Here is a 15,801-nt window from a genome sequence, read left to right on the forward strand (position 1 = left end):
AGCGGTCGGCGCGGGATGTGCGTGCCTCGGACGGGGTGTGCACCGCCATGGCGATGCGGAGCGCGTGGCAGTAAAGATCCCGCGGACGGCGGTCAGGGGGCCGTGTGCGGTGCGACCATGCTGAAATCCCCGGTGAAGTCGTCCAGAAGCGCGAACAGCTCCTCGATCGGCGCTCTGTCGCCGTCGATCCGCAGCCCGCCGTCGTCGAGCGCTTCACTCAGGCTCAAGCCGCCCAGCGACAGTCGCGCGAGGACGTCATGGGAACCGACCAGCGCGCTGCTGTGTGCACCTGACCCGGCGGGCTCATGCCGCAGCACGCCCCGCTCGACAATGACGCGGCGCGGCCCGTCATCGGTGTTCGAAGCCTCGACAACGAACTCGAGCCGCCGTCCTGCCGCGCGAGGCCCGTGCAGGCGGATAGCCACGAAATCGAGCAGAAGCGACAGGTCCATTCCGAATGCCATCTCCGCATTCGCCGCCTGGAAGGTGCCCACCGCTTGCGACCGGCCACGCAACTCTGCAGCGGTGAGCAGATAGAAGTTGCGCCACGGGCCGCTTTCGCTCCGGTATCCCAGCTGCTCGAACACGTCGGCCTGAAGGGCGCGCAGTTTCTTGTCCTCAGGTTCCGCGGCCAGGGCGTGCTTGAGCAGTTCCGCTGCCCAGCGATAGTCGCCGTCCGCGAACGCCTGCTCGGCGTGCCGGCCCATGGCCTCTACGCCTCCGAACGCGGCACTGTACCGGTGGCCGAGCTCGGCGGGCGGCAGCGGATGCAGGTTCGCCGGGTTCGCGTCGTACCAGCCGAGGTAGCGCTGGTAGACCGCCTTCACGTTGTGGCTGAGCGATCCGTAGTTGCCGCGATTGCCCGCGCCGCTGAGCTCCTTGGGCAGCGCGATGGTTTCGGCGATCTCGGCAGGGGTCAGGCCGTGATTTGCCAGGCGAAGCGTCTGGTCGTGGATGTAGCGGTACAGGTCGCGTTGCTCGGCGATCCGTTCCACGACCCGCTGCGCTCCCCACACCGGCCAGTGGTGGCTGATGACCAAGACGTCGGATTCGTCGCCGAACAGCCGGATCGCCTCATCCAGATAGCGGCTCCACGCGATCGCATCGCGTACCTGCGCACCGCGCAGCGTGTACAGGTTGTGCATGTGGTGCGAGACGGTCTCCGCCATGCATAGGGTCCGCAGCTGAGGGAGGTGGAAGTTCACCTCCGTCGGCGCCTCGGCCCCCGGAGCGAACTGGAAGACCATCCGGACGCCGTCGACGGTCAGCTCCTCGCCGGTCCGGCTCACGATCGTGTTCGGCTTGATGAGGCTGATCCGACCGGTGGGCAATGTGATGCCCAGACCGGCCGAAACTTGTCCGCGAGGACCGGGCGCCAGCCGCTTCCCGAACATGAACTGCGAGCGACGGCTGACGGCGACGCCCGAGTGCACATGCTCTACCACCGCGTGATGCACGAAGCCCTCGGGCGCGATGACGGGAATCCGTGCGGCAGTCTCGCGGTCGATCACGCCTCCCGCCCCGCCGAAGTGATCGATGTGCGAGTGTGTGAAGAGAACACCGGTGACGGGCTTGTCTCCGAGGTGCTCTCGGACGAGGTCCATCGCGGCGGAGGCGGTCTCGACGCAAGTCAGCGGATCGATGAGGATGAGTCCGCTGTCGCCAAGGACGACCGTCATGTTCGAGATGTCGAAGCCACGCACCTGGTAGACGCGCTCCGCGACCCGGAAAAGCCCATGCAGCCGGTTCAGCCGTGCGATGCGCCACAGGCTCGGATGCACCGTGTCCGGTGCCTCCCCGTCCAGGAAAGCGTAGGCATCGAGGTCCCACACGGCTCTGCCGGTCTCGTCCCGGATGATCATGGGGTCGATCGTCGCGATGAAGCCGCGCTGCGCATCCTCGAAGTCCCGGTGATCATGGATCCACGCCGCTTCGCCCTCGATGCGATTGGCCTCCGCCGTCGTAGGCTGCGCTGCACGCCGCCCCTGCTCGTCCTGACTCACATCGATCTCCGTTCTCCTCTGTCGCCACGGCTCACTGTTCGAGCCAGCTCTCGTTCAGGCGATACCGGGAGTAATACGGGTCGCTCTGGTACCCGTGCAGCTTGCTGTTGTCCCAGACCTCGAAGTACACCGGCACCGACATCGGCACGAAGACCATGGCCTGTTTGGCGAGTTCGTCGGAGAGCTGGTCGACGAGCCCGACGTAGGCATTGTGATCCGTTGTCGAGCGCGCCTCGGCGAAGAGTGCCCGCGCCCGGTCGGCGTCCGGGTTGCCCTTCCAATGGTTATAAACGCCTTTCTCGGCGAGAACGGGATCGAAGTAGAACAGCGGGTCCGCCTTCGGGGTGCCGGGGATGGAGATCAAGTCGACGAACGACTCGCCCGAGGTGAAGGTGGGGGCGATCTCGGCGAGAGGCTTGGCTTGCAGCTTGAGTTTGATTCCCGCCTCCGCGAGCTGCTGCTGCATCAGCTCGTAGATCGGATGCTGTGCGGCCGCGGCGTCGCCCATGTAGGTCAAAGTGATCTCGGGGTTGGGCTGTCCGGCCTCGGCCAGCAGCTTCTTCGCCTCCCCCACGTCGCGCGTGTAGTAGGGCGTGTCCTTATCGACCTTGGGGGCTTCGGGTTCGCCGGCCGGAGGAATGAAGGAAACGGCGCCGTGGCCGAGCATCGCGGTGTTCACCAGCGCCTGACGATCCAGCGCCAGGGAGATCGCCCTCCGCACACGGATGTCGGACAGCGGTCCGGACTCGGGATTGACGTAGATCGAAATGTTCTGCGTGTAGGCGGGATTACCCAGGGTGAATCCGCTCTGGGCGGCCTGGTCGGCCAGTCCACCGTCGCCGAAGTACGCTGCCTGCGCACTGCCCTGCTGCAACGCCGCGAGGCGCGTGGACTCATCGGGGATGATCTCGAAGACGATCTTGTCAAGGTAGGGCTTCTGGGCCTCCCAGTAGTTCTTGTTCTTCTCCAGGGTGAGGTTGACGCCGTCCTTCCAGTCCACGACCTGGAAGGCCCCGGTGCCGAAGGTGCGGGTCTGCCGCTCCTGCTCGGTCGCGTTCCCGTAGCCCTTACGGCCGACGATGAAGAACGTCTGAGAGCCGGACATGGCGTTCAGGAACGTGCCGTCCGGCTTGGAGAGGCGGAAGGTCACCTCGTTGTCACCAGTGGCCTCGACGCTCTTGACATTGACCAGATACGTGCGCTTCGACGTCTTTGCTTTCATGTAGGTATCGAAGGTGTAGACAACATCGTCGGCGCTGAACTTGCTGCCATCGGCGAAGGTGACGTTCTCGCGGAGTTTGAAGACGTAGGTGAGGCCGTCCGGCTGCTCCCAGGAAACGGCCAGGCCCGGCCGGATCTGCCCGGAGTCGTCCTTGGTCAGCAGCGTGTCGTAGGCGACGTCATTGACGACCTGGGCGGCGAGAGAGGTCCCCACCATCGGGTCGAGGCCGCCCGCGGCGGGTCCACCCGGGATCGCCCAGGTGAGGGTGCCTCCCGGGACTGGGGGGCCGGCCGACTGGTCGTCGGTGGTGCCCCCGGCGCCGCAGCCGACGAGTAGGAGAGCCGAGACGGCGAGGGATGCGATCCATGCAGTTGTACGGATGGTCATGTCAACTTCTCCTCCTGGAGAGTGCGTTTCAGGATTTCGCCGTCACCCGGTTCTGCGAAAGCTCGATGCGCATCAGCTCGTCGGCGAGCACGACGCGTCCCTGATAGACCTCGCCCATCGCGGCGATGGCGGCATCGGCGACACCGGGAGCGGCCACGTGCGCTCCACAGTGGACAAGCACGAGCGTCCCGACGCTCGCATCCGCCGCCATCCTCACGGCGCCTTCGAGCGTGCACAGGCCATCGCGATGGTTCGGCTGCGCCTCTTCGGTGTTCCAGCACATCGCCAGCATCACGTCCGCGCCCGCGGCGAGCTCGCGGATCTCGTCGCACGGCTCCGTGTCGCCGGTGAATACGATGCTCCCGTCGGCCGTTTCCAGCCGGTACGCGATCGAGTCGAGCCAGGGCTGAACGTGTCGCCCCAGGCCTGTACGCATCGTCCAGGTGGCGCCGGTGTGCACGTAGCCGGGCTCGATGTCGCTCGTGCGCACCTCCGGTGGCGTCCGCGGCAGAGTGCCGCCGCGGTGTACGTGGATCGCCCGGCTTCCGGGAAAGTTCATCCGCGCCTCGATGTCGGAGCGGAACGCTCCCTCGCTGCCGATGAGGCGTTCCGTGATCAGGGAGGTCGGTGAGGGCCCCAGGGCGTGCAGCGGCTCGGCACGCGCGCCGCCCTGATCCCAGCGGGTCAGCAGGAAGCACGGGTAGTCGACGTTGTGATCGAAATGGTGATGGGTAAAGAAGATCGTGTTCACATCCGTCGTCTTCAGCCCCGCCTTGGCGAGCTTCCAGGTCGTCGCGGGCCCGCAATCGACCAGCAGAAGATCGCCGTCCACGTCGACGGCGAAGGAGCTTCCGAACCGGTCAGGCGCGGGGGTGGGCGTTCCGCTGCCCAGGATATGTACGGTCGCGGCCATGGTGGTCCTCCCCGTTTCGGAGCCGCCGGCTGGCTCGTTGCCGTCACGCTACAGAGATCGAGCGCCCAGGAAGATGGCTCTTCGGCACAGGAACCACGCGATGAGATGTGTGGTGTCCCCACACGACCCTCCCGGGGGCTCCTCACCGAGACGGGCTACCGAGCGATGACGGCCCCGATTTCTGATGGAGGCGTAGATCAGTCGAGGGCAATGCTCCATCCTCCACTGTGGACGGACGCCCGACCGCTCCGCGACGCCGGGGCGGAAAACTCTCCACGACGACATCCGCGCCGGCGATGAGCTCGTCGGCGAACTCACGGTCTGCTCCACCTTGATCGCCTCGGCGCCGAGTTCGGCGCGTCATCGTCGCATAAGGACCTGCAAGAAGTCGCGTGAAATCGATTCCCCCGAGGACCGCGCGGGGCTGGAACCCGGGCGCTCGGCAGCCGGATCGTGCGCGAGTGCTTCAGCGCTGCCGGTCACGTTCCGCCTCCTGTCCGGATCCTCGACGACCGACCCCGTCGTCGCGCGCGAGACCTCGCTGTCCGACGCTTCCGGCGGGAGAACACCGCCGTGATGGTGGTTCGCCCCACAAACACCAATGCAAGATGGGGTGCGGACCCATGACCCGGTGGCGTGAGCGCGCCATAGGCTCCAAACGGTCCGTCCGCGAGGAGCGAGGAGCGAGGAGCGACCGGATGACATCGATGCTGCTGCGCAACGCACGACTGCTGGGCGGCGGTGGCACGCGGGACGTGCGGATCGTCTCGGGGCGCATCGCGGAGATCGCCCCGCGCGGGGCGCTGCCCGAAGGGCCGGAGGAGCCTATCGATCTCGGCGGTCGCGTTCTCTCCCCCGGGCTGTGGGATGAGCATGTTCACTTCAGCCAATGGGTCATCCGTCGCTCCCGTTTCGACCTCTCCGACATCCGCAGCGCGGCCGATGCCCTGCAACGGGTCCGCGAAGTGCTCGGAAGCGTTGATCGAGAGCCGGGTGCGACTGTCACCGGCTACGGGTTCCGCGACGGAACCTGGCCGGATGCGCCCAGCCGCGAGGCGCTCGATGCGATCAGCGGCAGCACTCCCGTCATCCTCATCAGCGGAGACCTGCACTGCGCCTGGATCAACACCCCGGCGGCCGCGCGGCTCGGAGTCGAGCTCGACGAGACCGGTCTTGTCCGCGAGGGTGCTTGGCTGCACACTCCAGCACAGCTGCGGGACGCATCATCGCCCACGACGGCGAGGTACCGCGAGGCCGCCGAGGTCGCGGCCAGACGCGGCGTGGTGGGGATCGTCGAGTTCGAGCACACCGACAACCTCGCGCAGTGGCCGGAGCGGGTCGCAGCCGGCGTCGACCAGCTGCGGGTCGAGGCATCCATCTGGCCGGAATACCTCGAGGACGCCGTCACCGCGGGCCTTCGCACCGGAGACGTTCTAGAGCCGCAGGGTCTGGTGACCATGGGGAGGCTCAAGGTCGTCGTCGACGGCTCCCTGAACACCCGGACCGCATGGTGCTGGCACCCGTACCCGGATCTGGCGCCCGGCGACCCCAATCCCTGCGGCATCGCCAGCGTTCCCCCGGAGGAGCTGCGTCGCCTGCTGACCCGAGCCGTGCCGAACGGCATCGAGCCCGCGGTACACGCGATAGGCGATCGGGCGAACACCGAGGTGATCGACATCTTCGAACAGTTCGGGATACCCGGCACGATCGAGCACGCGCAGCTTGTCAGCGACGACGACTTCTCCCGTTTCGGTGCCCTCGGCCTGATCGCGAGTGTGCAGCCCGAGCATGCGATGGACGATCGGGATGTCGCCGACCGGCACTGGGCCGGACGCACGCATCGTGCGTTCGCGTTCCGCTCGCTGCACGATGCCGGAGCGACCCTGCGAATGGGATCGGACGCTCCCGTCGCGCCGCTGGACCCCTGGTTCGCGATCTCCGCCGCGACGACGCGCAGCCGTGACGGGCGTGAGCCGTGGCATCCCCGTGAGTGCATCCCGCTCGATGTCGCCCTCGCCGCCAGCATGCGCGGGCGCACGAGGCTCTCGGTCGGTGACGTGGCGGACCTGGCGATCCTCGATATCGAGCCGCACACGGCCACACCGCGGCAGCTCCGCGAGCTGCCGGTGTCCGGCACCCTGCTGGGCGGACGCTGGACCTGGCGCGGGTTCTGACCGGAAGCGGCGCGTCACATGGTCGCTCAGCCGCCGTCCGCTGCGACGGCGATCCCTGCGGTGGATCCAGCGGGCACAGCGATACGCCGAGAGCGTCGGCCGTGACCGTCGAGGACCGCGAGACGAGGCCTGCGCCGACTCCATGCGCGACGAATATGGAATGTTCCCGATCTGAGCAGCCTATGAGGGCGAAGTCAATTGGTGATGTTTCCGGTTTTGGGCGTGCGGCAGTGTCCCCGCGGGTGTGCGGGGTTGATCATGGTGGGTGGTGATGTGGTGGGTGGCGTGACTGGCCGGGGTGGCGGGTGCCTGCGCCCACTCTCCGTGCTCGACCTAGCGAACAACCGGGTTTGTCCCAACAGCCCTCATCCGAGCTTGGGTGGAGGGTGGGCGGGGCGCCCCTGCTCAGTTCCGGGTTCTGCCCAAGGAGGAGTCGGGTTCGCCCCGCCCATGGCCAGTGTCGCGCTATGCGGCCTGCGGCGCCACCTCCTTCGTAGTGCCGGCGGCAACCGCCGGATCCCAGGCCACCCGGCGGGTGACGACCACGAACAGCTGTCGCAGCAGTGCCGCTGCGAGGGCCGTGCGGGCTTGTCCCGGGCGCAGCGGGTTGGTTTCACGGGTGGTCAGGTGCGTATAGCGGGCGGTGTAGACCGGGTTGTGGGTCAGTGCGCCCCAGATGGCCCGCCAAGCGGCGGTGCGCAGTCCGGGGCGGCCGCGGCGGGAGACCGTGGTGATGCCGTGAAAGTTCCCGGATTCGTTGGCACGTGGGCACAACCCCGCATGCTTGACCCAGGTTCGGGCACAGTCGAAGCGCGCTGGGTCGCCGGTCTCGGCGAGGATGGCGGCGGCCCCGACGACCGACAACCCCGTGATGGTGGTGACCAACGTGGACAGTTCCAGGGTGTCGAGGACCTCGATCATGCGGGCCTCAACGTCGGCGAGCTGCCCCAGGGCATGGTGCCAGTCGTCGAGTGCGTAGGCCGCTCGTTCGCAGGCCGCGGCTTGCTCGGTAGCAACCCCGCCAGGTGTGCGAGCGGCGTCGAAGATCGCGCGCAGAATGCGCAGATTGCGGCGGCTGCCACCCCAGCGGGGAAGTTCGTCACGCACTGCCGCGGCAAAGGCATCAAAGCCCATCGCCATGATCCGGGCCGGGTCGGTGGACACCGCCATGGCCACCCGCCAGGTCAGCGTGTCCAAAGGCTTGCTCGCGGTGGACAGCACCGCAGGCCAGGCACACTCCAGCAGATCACGCAAACGCTGCCGGGCCGACCCCGCGGCAACAAGCTGATCGGCACGGCGAGCCCCCAGATGCCGCAGGCGACACCAGTGCCCCTCCAGCACATAGGGCACGTAGCAGCGCAGTTCCGTGACGCGTTTGGCGATGATCGTGGCGTCTTTGAAGTCCGACCGGTCGCGGGTGAAGTCCTCTTCCTCCCGGCCACGGTGCACCAGCATCGGGTTCACACACACCAGCTCAACTCCGCGAGCGCGGGCCCGGTCCAGCAGCGGCTTCCAGCGATGCCCGGTCGGCTCGCACCCCAGCACCACACCGGCGAACCCCGCCTTGGCGGCGACCGGCCCGGCCCAGTCCAGGATGTCATCGATCACCCACGCATCCCCGCTGAACATGCGTCGGCCCAGCACCCGCGAATCGTGATCGGCGACCACCGCCGCCTGCTTGGCCAAGGCCAGATCGACCGCGACCACCGCGAACTCGCGGCGCACGATCGATCGCAACCGGGTCAGCCGCTCGTTCCGACGACGATCACCGCGCGTAAGCGCCCTGACATGAGACACAGCATCCTCCTCGATAGCAACTGATCCAGAACCCGAACACTCACAAGAAGGAGACCTGCGCAATGAACTCCGGATCAACCACTACCCGTACTTACTAGGAGGATCCGATGACGCAGCAGATCGTGCGGGCCGGGCGGCCGGTGGCCATACATCCGGAGCGGCACACGGGCGAGGAGACGTTCTGGCCGTATGGTCGTCTGGGTTCGGTCGCGGCGTCCTCCCCGCCGGCGTGGGTCGCCGGGGGGTACGGCACTTTGGTCATCAAGCACACCGTGGGTCCGTACGGGATCGACGACGCCGGTGGGCTGAAGCTGCTCTGGGTCGTGCAGGCGGACATCGGCATCCCCCAGTTCGACGATCCCGCAGCGGCCGGTTACACGAGCGTGCGCACGACCGGCGATGCGCGGCTGGTTCCTCGCTGGGCGAAGCGTGCATCCGTGCGCCCATGGAGCAAGGGCATCCACATCGACGTGATGGACGGCTCGCTCGCCCCGGGGGATGTCGTCGAGATCATCGTCGGCGATCGATCCAGCGGCGGTCCGGGAACGCGCGCCCAAAGCTACGCGGAACACGACGCCGCCCTGCGATTGCTCGTCGACCCCTTCGCCACCGGCGTGTTCTATCCGGTCGCCGGAGACACCGGCTTCCACGTCGTTGCGGGCCCTGCCGATCGCCTGATCGCCACCGTGCGCGGCACGGCGGACGGACGCCCGGCGACCCTATCCGTCCGGGCCGTGGACAGGTACGGGAACGTCGCCGTGAGCTATCGCGGGGTCGTGACGGTGCGGGATGCCGGCGGCAAGGATGCCCTCGCCCGGCTGACGTTCGGCGAACGGGAAGCCGGAGTGGTGACCGCGCCGCTGCCGGTCGCCCGCGGCGACCGTGCCGTGTGGTTCGAGGTCGCGGACGAGCGCGGACTCACAGCGGTGTCGAATCCGCTGCCAGCCCGGGGCTCGGCGACCGTGCTCTGGGGCGACACGCAGGGGCAGACCGGCGAGACCGTCGGGGCCGGAACCATCGAGGAGTTCTTCGAGTACGCCCGCGATGTCGCGCGCCTGGACTTCGTCGCCCACTCCGCTAACGATTTCCAGATCACCTCCGGCGCCTACGCCGAATCGCTCCGGGCGTGCGACCGATACAGCGATGAGGGGGAGTTCGCGGCGTTCGGCGGATTCGAATGGTCGGGCACGACACCGGTCGGCGGAGATCACAACGTGCTCTACGCCGACACCACGAACGCGCCCTTGGCCCGCTCCAGCCATGCGCTCGTCGACGACCTCGGCGACGTAGACACGGATGCGCCGACCGTGCGGGACCTCTACGGCGTGCTGGAGCGCTCCGGTGCCGACGCGGTGTGCGTGCCGCATGTCGGAGGCCGCCGGGTCGAACTCTCGTTGATCGATCCGCGCCACGCGCCGGTGCTGGAAATCGTCTCGGTGCACGGATGGTTCGAGTGGCTCGCGCTGGAGGCGCTTGAGCTAGGTCTGATCGTCGGCGTCATCGGCGCCTCGGACGACCACTCCGGGCGCCCTGGCGGCAGCTTCCCGACGTCGCCCGCATTCGGCACGCGGAACGGCCTTGCGGCCGTGCAGACGGACGACTTGTCTCGTTCCGGCATCCTGCGGGCAATGCGCGCGCGGCACTGCTATGCGACCACGGGCGAGCGCATCCTTCTCGATGTGCGCAGCGGCCCGTACCGGATGGGCGACCACTGGCGGTCCCCTGCCGCTCCCGTGATCGAGGTGGATGTCGCGGGTACCGCACCTGTCGAGGCCGTCGAGGTCCTGGACGCACACGGCGTTATCGCGCGGTGGGAGCCTGACCTGCCCATGTCCCGCCGGCGCCTGCGGGTCGCGTGGCGGGGTGCGCGCGATCGCAACCGTCGTCGGACCCAAGACTGGAGCGGGGGGCTCACGCTCGTCGGTGCCTGCATCCGCGAGGCGCGCACCTGGGCTTTCGACCATCCGGACCAGGGACTGACCCTGGTGGGAGAGCGCGAACTCGCCTGGCACAGCACGACGAACGGGGACAGCGACGGAGTGGAGTTCGAGACCGACACGGATGCCGAGCGCATCCTCTTCCGCGCCGGCGGCGTGGAGCTCGACATCGATCTGGTCGGGATCAAATGGCATCGCGAGTTCCCCCTCGACGCTGGAGTCGACCGTGCGGTCACCGTCACGCGACTCGCAGAAAAGCACGGGGCGTGCACCGCCCACGTCGTCTTCGACCGGCTTCCGCTGCGTCCCGGCCGCAACCCCTACTTCGTCAAGGTCCACCAGGCCGACGGTCATCTAGCATGGGCGAGCCCCATGCACGTCGACGCCGAGCCGTCATCGGCTGTGAGCTGACGCCGCCCGCCAGCCGATCAACGCCGCCGCCCGCTCCCAGCAGACCTACCCGGCAGGCAAGTTCCACGACGAAAGCGCGTGTCCGAACAGCATCGCCGCGGTGACGGCCACCGTCACAACAACCGATCCGCGTCACCGGGATTCTGAATGACCCGAGTCATGCATCATCACCACACCAAGTCGACCGTTGTCGCCGCATGTCTTGCCATACATTCACAACTAGTCGAAGAAGGCCAGCGGCGGAAGAGTTTCCTCATGTCCACAGTGGCCTCTCTTGTGCCATTCCGATCCCCTGTAATAGCGATGATCGAGAACGAACGCATCCAGGCCCGCCAACAGCCCCGCAGCCTCTCGTCCGGGGCGGCCGCGAGAGCGGAACCGGGTGAAGGCCCGCCAAGTGCCGTCGGCCTCCTTCAGGGTTTCGATCTTGCCAGGTGAGCCGATCGGGGGAGGGGCGGTCGTGGCACGTCTGACTCCCTCGCGCAGGGACCAAACCGCCGGATAAGCGCTTAGCTTCCGACATGACGCAAGTCCCGGAAACGACACCCGCAAGCCTCTGACCTGCGATGATGGTGCCCCCGGTCGGGTTCGAACCGACACTTGGACGATTTTAAGTCGTCTGCCTCTGCCAGTTGGGCTACGGGGGCCGGTCGGCTTCCGGCGCCACGGCGGGCGCCTGCCGCAACTTCTAAGACGCAGCGGCGCTGCGCTCGGTTCCAAGGAACATTCGAACGATGCCTCGGTATTCGGCCTTTCGCATGGTCACCAACGGCTCCACCCGCCCGTCGTTGCCGAGAGCTTGGCGAAGCGGTTGCGCACCCAGTCGTGCACCGCCGTCGAGACTTCCGTGCTGTCGGCGCGGTGTTCGAACCAGCGCCAGTCGCAGTTGACGTTCACCTCCAGGAACACCCAGTCGTCGCCGACGCCGAGTAAGTCGAAGCCCGCGACGTCCAGCCGCCACTGCCGACACAGCGCCAGCAGGCGCTCGGCCAGGTCCGTCGGCACGGCGACGGATTCGACCACGACCGACTCCGGGTCGACCCACAGCTGCGCCGGGTCCAGCTTCTGCACCCGGAAGCCGATCGCCCGGTCGCCGATCACGAACACGCGCAGTTCCTGGTCCGCGTCCAGGTACTGCTGGACCAGCACGGGGGCCGGTTCGCGCGCTTCGCCGGTGCGCCGGATGTCCAGCGGCTGCGGGAAGAGACCGCGCAGGGCTCCCGGCTCGGGTTCGAGCAGGTGGTGTCCGGCCGTCTTGACGATGCACCGCCCACCGCCCGGGCGGCTTCGGCCGGGCATGGTGGTCACCGCGGTCCGGGGCACCCGCAGGCCGACCGCTGCGGCGCCTTGCAGCTGCGTCAGGCGGTCGAGGTGCTCGGTGCTGCGCACCGAGTTCACCTGCTCCCAGTCGCCACGGCAGGCCAGCCAGTTCGCCACCGCGTGCCACTGCTCGCGGACGTAGGCGCCGTGCACCGTGGTCGGATCGACCGGGAGGGCGCTGATGTCGAAGTGCCGCCGCCAGACCAGGACCGGTCTCAGCAACCAGCGCTGGAACTCGATCAGCGGCGTGTCGGTGTAGATGGTGAGGGCGAGGTCCAGGCAGCGGTCGGCGTCGATGCGCACCATGCGGATGTCGTGCTCGGCCAACGCCAGCGACAGCTCGTTCATCTCCATGTCGGCGGCGCGGGCGAGCACCAGCACGCAGGGCGTCGGGTCGCCCGGCTCGTCGGCGACCAGGTCCGCCCGGAACATCCGGTCCTGGAAGTCCAGCGCCGTGTCCGGTGACCGGAAGAAGTAGTCCTGGCCCTGCAGCAGCATCGGGGTGGGACGGAGGGACGGCTCAACGGCTGCCCCAGACGAGTTCCCGGGGTCGGCGGGTCGACCCTCGGCAGCGCCCATCGTCAATCGTCCTTCTTCCGGAAGACCCGGGATGCCTCGTGGTAATCCACCGCGAACTCGGCGAGCGGACCTTCCTCCACCGCGCCGCTGCGAAGCAGTGCAGCGAGCTCTTTCAGTGTCAAGGAATTCACCCCTTCCCCCGCATGACGCATCCTTTCAGGTGAAGACCTCGAGACAGTCTTCGATTTCTCACTACAGATTGTCAAGGATAGCGGTGCGAGATATAGCCCGCACGGATCACGGCGAAGGGCACAAGAAAACCGCGTGCCGGGGCGGCACGCGGCTTCGTTGCGGCGAGTGCCTGAGCGCTTCGCTCGGTCAGCTCGCGGCGGCCCGCTCGAAGGCGGCCCGCGGGTTCTGGATCTGCCCCATCGACACCACTTCGCGCTTGAACAGGAACGCCAGCGTCCAGTCGATGATGATCCGCATCTTGCGGTTGAACGTGGGCATCCGGCTCACGTGGTACGAGCGGTGCATGAACCAGGCGATGAAGCCCTTGGCCTTGAAGCCGTAGACGTCGGCGACGCCCTTGTACAGCCCCATGCCGGCCACCGAACCGGCGTAGGCGTGCCGGTATTCCTTGGTCTGCTTGCCGCGCAGCGAGGCCAGCAGGTTCTTGGCCAGCTGGTTGGCCTGCCGCACCGCGTGCTGAGCGGAGGGCGCGCAGGTGGCGCCGGGGTTCTCCTCGGTCTTGGACAGGTCCGGGACCGCGGCGCAGTCACCGGCCGCCCACACCCCGGGCAGACCCTCGACCTGCAGGTGCGCGGACGCCCGCACCCGGCCGCGCTCGTCCAGCGGCAGGTCGCTGTTCTTCAGCACCGGGTTGGCCTTCACACCCGCGTTCCACACCAGCGTGTCGGTGTCGAACTCGGTGCCGTCCGAGAGCACCGCGTGCCCGCCCTCGACGGACTTCAGGAAGGTGTTCAGGTAGACCTTGATGCCGCGCTCTTCGAGGGCCTTGACGACGTAGACGCCCATCTTCTCGCTGACCTCGGGCATCACCCGGCCGGCGGCCTCGACCAGCGCCCAGGACATGTCGTCGGGCTTGATGTTGTTGTAGTAGCGCGTCGCGTAGCGGGCCATGTCCTCCAGCTCGGCCAGCGCTTCGACGCCCGCGAAGCCGCCGCCGACGAAGGTGAAGGTCAGCAGCCGGTTGCGCAGTTCCGGATCGTCGGTGTTGGCTGCGGCGTCCATCTTGCCCAGCACGTGATTGCGCAGGTAGGTGGCCTCACCAACGGTCTTCAGGGAGATGCCCTCCTCGGCGAGGCCGGGGATCGGCAGCAGTCGCGAGACCGAGCCGAGCGCCACGACGAGCACGTCGTAGGCGAGGTTCTCGGAACCGGTCTGCGGGTTCTCGACCGTCACGACCTTTTCGTCGTGCTTGATCTCGGTGACAGCGGCGGTGACCACATGGCACCGCTTCAACACTCGTCGCAGTGGCGCTACCACATGGCGGGGTTCGACCGAACCCGCTGCCGCTTCCGGTAGGAAGGGCTGGTAGGTCATGTGCGGCTGAGGATCGACGACCGTCACGGAGGCTTCCTGACGCCCCAGCTTCTTCTGCAGCTGAAGTGCCGTGTACATGCCGACGTAACCGCCGCCGAGGATGAGAATCCGCGTGGGATCGGATTTACCAGCCATGCCAGCATGGTCGCACCACGGACCGTGCACGCGCTGCAGCCACCCCCCTTAATGTGACGCCAGTCGCGAGTGGCATCGATCACGATCAACGCGCTGTGCACGGACAAACGCGCTGCGTACGCGCCCGCTCGGGGCACGAGAAGGCGGTGTCAGAGTGACATCACCTAGGTGTCATGGGTGGCTGGTTTCCGCCACCCTACCGAATCTTGCGGCCCGATGACCAAACCGAAGCGAATTCTTCTGATTACAATCCGTCGACCTGCATATTTGATGCGAACTTAACCCAGACGGATGGCGCCTTCGAGCGACTCGGCGACGCCGTTGCCGCCTCGACAACCTGAGGCGATGCAGGCCAGAACCGCTCTGAGGTACTCCTCAAGCTCCCCGGGACGAACCATCCAGGGCCACGCCGGGGTGGTACCTGCACGACCTCTGGATCACCTGCTTCGGCCCGACGCCGAATGCTCGCACTGACCCGCGAGGTCAGCAGCCTTCGGTCCAGTACCGCTGCACCCGGGCTATCGCGGCATCCTTCGTCATACCCGCGACCTCCGCCTCATCAAGGCCAACACGGGAAAGCAGCAGGTGCACGAGATCGGCGGGCAAAGCCTCCGGCCGCTGCTCGGGAATGCCGCGATCCGGCTTGACTCCATCGCCTACGCAGGCCCAGAACTCTTTCTCGTCCACCTCGAGCTGATCACGGAGGATGTGCTTCCACATCCCCGGTCCATAGTCGGTCCGATCCACCGGGTGCGAGATCCGCGTTCGGAGTATTCGCCCATCCGGCAGACCGAGTTCGTAGGTGACGTGATGGGTACCGGTACGCCCATGCGCGTTGCGCACCTCGCGCCATTGCTCGACTCGGCAGAAGGTGTCGTGGTCTTTGCGCGTTGCCAGCGGCCACGTCACCGCGTTGCCCCGATAAGCCAGTCGCGCAACTGCTCGTCATTGCTCAGGCTCACCAGTTGGACCAAGCCCCAATGTTCCCGATGATTCGGCGCATCGAGCAAACGGTCCTGCCAATCGTCCGCGTACTCCCGCAAGGCATCGATCATCTCGGCGATGGCTTCGTCGAACGTCGCCCCGTCGGCCGCCACCGGGAGCCCGGGGATGAACACTGACCACCCTCCGGCTTCCGGAACCACCTGCGCGCGCGAGATCACGAGCGACGCGAGGAAATGACGCAGGCGTTCTACATCGACGACAGCCGTCAGTGCCGAGTCACGGCGGACCGTGGCGACACGCCCGCGTTCGGCAGCGTCCAGCAAATCTTTCAGATGTGCTCGCGCCTCGGTGTAGCTGCCGTAGTGCAGTGCGGACATTGCCTCTCCTCTGGTCACCTTCAGCTTGCCCCATGCCGATAAGTACGTCAAGTACTCGACGTACTTACATGAACTCCGCAGCCGGTGACCTGCAG

At 67.2% G+C, this 15,801-nt stretch carries 10 protein-coding genes and 1 tRNA gene; 2 read left to right on the top strand and 9 right to left on the bottom strand.

Features of this window, described 5'->3' with window-relative positions; translation table 11 throughout:
* Positions 1-92: 92 nt before the first annotated feature.
* The 3 genes from BJ970_RS05330 to BJ970_RS05340 are packed head-to-tail and all read right to left on the bottom strand — an operon-like array spanning position 93 to position 4,525.
* A complete protein-coding gene (locus tag BJ970_RS05330) occupies positions 93-2,003 on the bottom strand; it encodes an alkyl/aryl-sulfatase (protein ID WP_312864124.1) in 1,911 nt (636 codons plus the stop codon).
* Positions 2,004-2,034: 31 nt separating this feature from the next.
* Positions 2,035-3,612 carry an ABC transporter substrate-binding protein gene (locus BJ970_RS05335; RefSeq protein WP_184724443.1) on the bottom strand — a complete coding sequence of 526 codons (1,578 nt, stop codon included), beginning with the start codon at positions 3,610-3,612 and terminating at the stop codon, positions 2,035-2,037.
* A gap of 28 nt (positions 3,613-3,640) precedes the next feature.
* Positions 3,641-4,525, bottom strand: coding sequence for an MBL fold metallo-hydrolase (locus BJ970_RS05340; RefSeq protein WP_184724446.1), 885 nt, complete (start codon positions 4,523-4,525; stop codon positions 3,641-3,643).
* A 698-nt stretch (positions 4,526-5,223) separates the two neighbouring features.
* Here BJ970_RS05340 and BJ970_RS05345 point away from each other — a divergent pair.
* Positions 5,224-6,699, top strand: a complete 1,476-nt coding sequence (locus BJ970_RS05345) for an amidohydrolase (protein WP_184724449.1) — start codon at positions 5,224-5,226, stop codon at positions 6,697-6,699.
* A 465-nt stretch (positions 6,700-7,164) separates the two neighbouring features.
* Here BJ970_RS05345 and BJ970_RS05350 read toward each other — a convergent pair whose 3' ends face one another.
* Positions 7,165-8,496 (bottom strand): transposase, encoded by a 1,332-nt coding sequence (locus BJ970_RS05350; protein ID WP_184724452.1) that lies wholly within the window; start codon positions 8,494-8,496, stop codon positions 7,165-7,167.
* A gap of 107 nt (positions 8,497-8,603) precedes the next feature.
* Between BJ970_RS05350 and BJ970_RS05355 the strand changes: the two genes are divergently transcribed.
* Positions 8,604-10,844, top strand: a complete 2,241-nt coding sequence (locus tag BJ970_RS05355; protein ID WP_184724455.1) for a hypothetical protein — start codon at positions 8,604-8,606, stop codon at positions 10,842-10,844.
* Positions 10,845-11,414: 570 nt separating this feature from the next.
* On the opposite strand, the gene BJ970_RS05360 is transcribed toward BJ970_RS05355, so the two are convergent.
* The 5 genes from BJ970_RS05360 to BJ970_RS05380 all read right to left on the bottom strand — a co-directional run bounded on the left by BJ970_RS05360 (position 11,415) and on the right by BJ970_RS05380 (position 15,706).
* Positions 11,415-11,491: transfer RNA gene (locus BJ970_RS05360), tRNA-Leu, on the bottom strand.
* 115 nt (positions 11,492-11,606) lie between these two features.
* Positions 11,607-12,743, bottom strand: coding sequence for an ATP-grasp domain-containing protein (locus tag BJ970_RS05365; protein ID WP_246470725.1), 1,137 nt, complete (start codon positions 12,741-12,743; stop codon positions 11,607-11,609).
* 318 nt (positions 12,744-13,061) lie between these two features.
* A complete protein-coding gene (locus tag BJ970_RS05370) occupies positions 13,062-14,384 on the bottom strand; it encodes an NAD(P)/FAD-dependent oxidoreductase (protein WP_184724458.1) in 1,323 nt (440 codons plus the stop codon).
* Positions 14,385-14,867: 483 nt separating this feature from the next.
* The gene (locus BJ970_RS05375) at positions 14,868-15,293 is read right to left on the bottom strand and encodes a cytotoxic translational repressor of toxin-antitoxin stability system (RefSeq protein WP_184724461.1); all 426 of its coding nucleotides are present in this window, start codon (positions 15,291-15,293) and stop codon (positions 14,868-14,870) included.
* The gene (locus BJ970_RS05380) at positions 15,290-15,706 is read right to left on the bottom strand and encodes a RelB antitoxin-like protein (protein ID WP_184724464.1); all 417 of its coding nucleotides are present in this window, start codon (positions 15,704-15,706) and stop codon (positions 15,290-15,292) included. Before BJ970_RS05380 ends, BJ970_RS05375 begins: the two co-directional genes overlap by 4 nt.
* Between the last annotated feature and the right edge of the window lie 95 nt (positions 15,707-15,801).

It is taken from the genome of Saccharopolyspora phatthalungensis, assembly GCF_014203395.1.
GTDB classification, from domain to species: Bacteria; Actinomycetota; Actinomycetes; order Mycobacteriales; family Pseudonocardiaceae; genus Saccharopolyspora; species Saccharopolyspora phatthalungensis.

Excerpts from the sequence above, each read along its gene's own strand:
- BJ970_RS05370 (WP_184724458.1), bottom strand. The coding sequence starts at position 14,384 with ATGGCTGGTAAATCCGATCCCACGCGGATTCTCATCCTCGGCGGCGGT.
- BJ970_RS05345 (WP_184724449.1), top strand. The coding sequence starts at position 5,224 with ATGACATCGATGCTGCTGCGCAACGCACGACTGCTGGGCGGCGGTGGC.
- BJ970_RS05335 (WP_184724443.1), bottom strand. The coding sequence starts at position 3,612 with ATGACCATCCGTACAACTGCATGGATCGCATCCCTCGCCGTCTCGGCT.
- BJ970_RS05340 (WP_184724446.1), bottom strand. The coding sequence starts at position 4,525 with ATGGCCGCGACCGTACATATCCTGGGCAGCGGAACGCCCACCCCCGCG.
- BJ970_RS05365 (WP_246470725.1), bottom strand. The coding sequence starts at position 12,743 with ATGGGCGCTGCCGAGGGTCGACCCGCCGACCCCGGGAACTCGTCTGGG.
- BJ970_RS05355 (WP_184724455.1), top strand. The coding sequence starts at position 8,604 with ATGACGCAGCAGATCGTGCGGGCCGGGCGGCCGGTGGCCATACATCCG.
- BJ970_RS05380 (WP_184724464.1), bottom strand. The coding sequence starts at position 15,706 with ATGTCCGCACTGCACTACGGCAGCTACACCGAGGCGCGAGCACATCTG.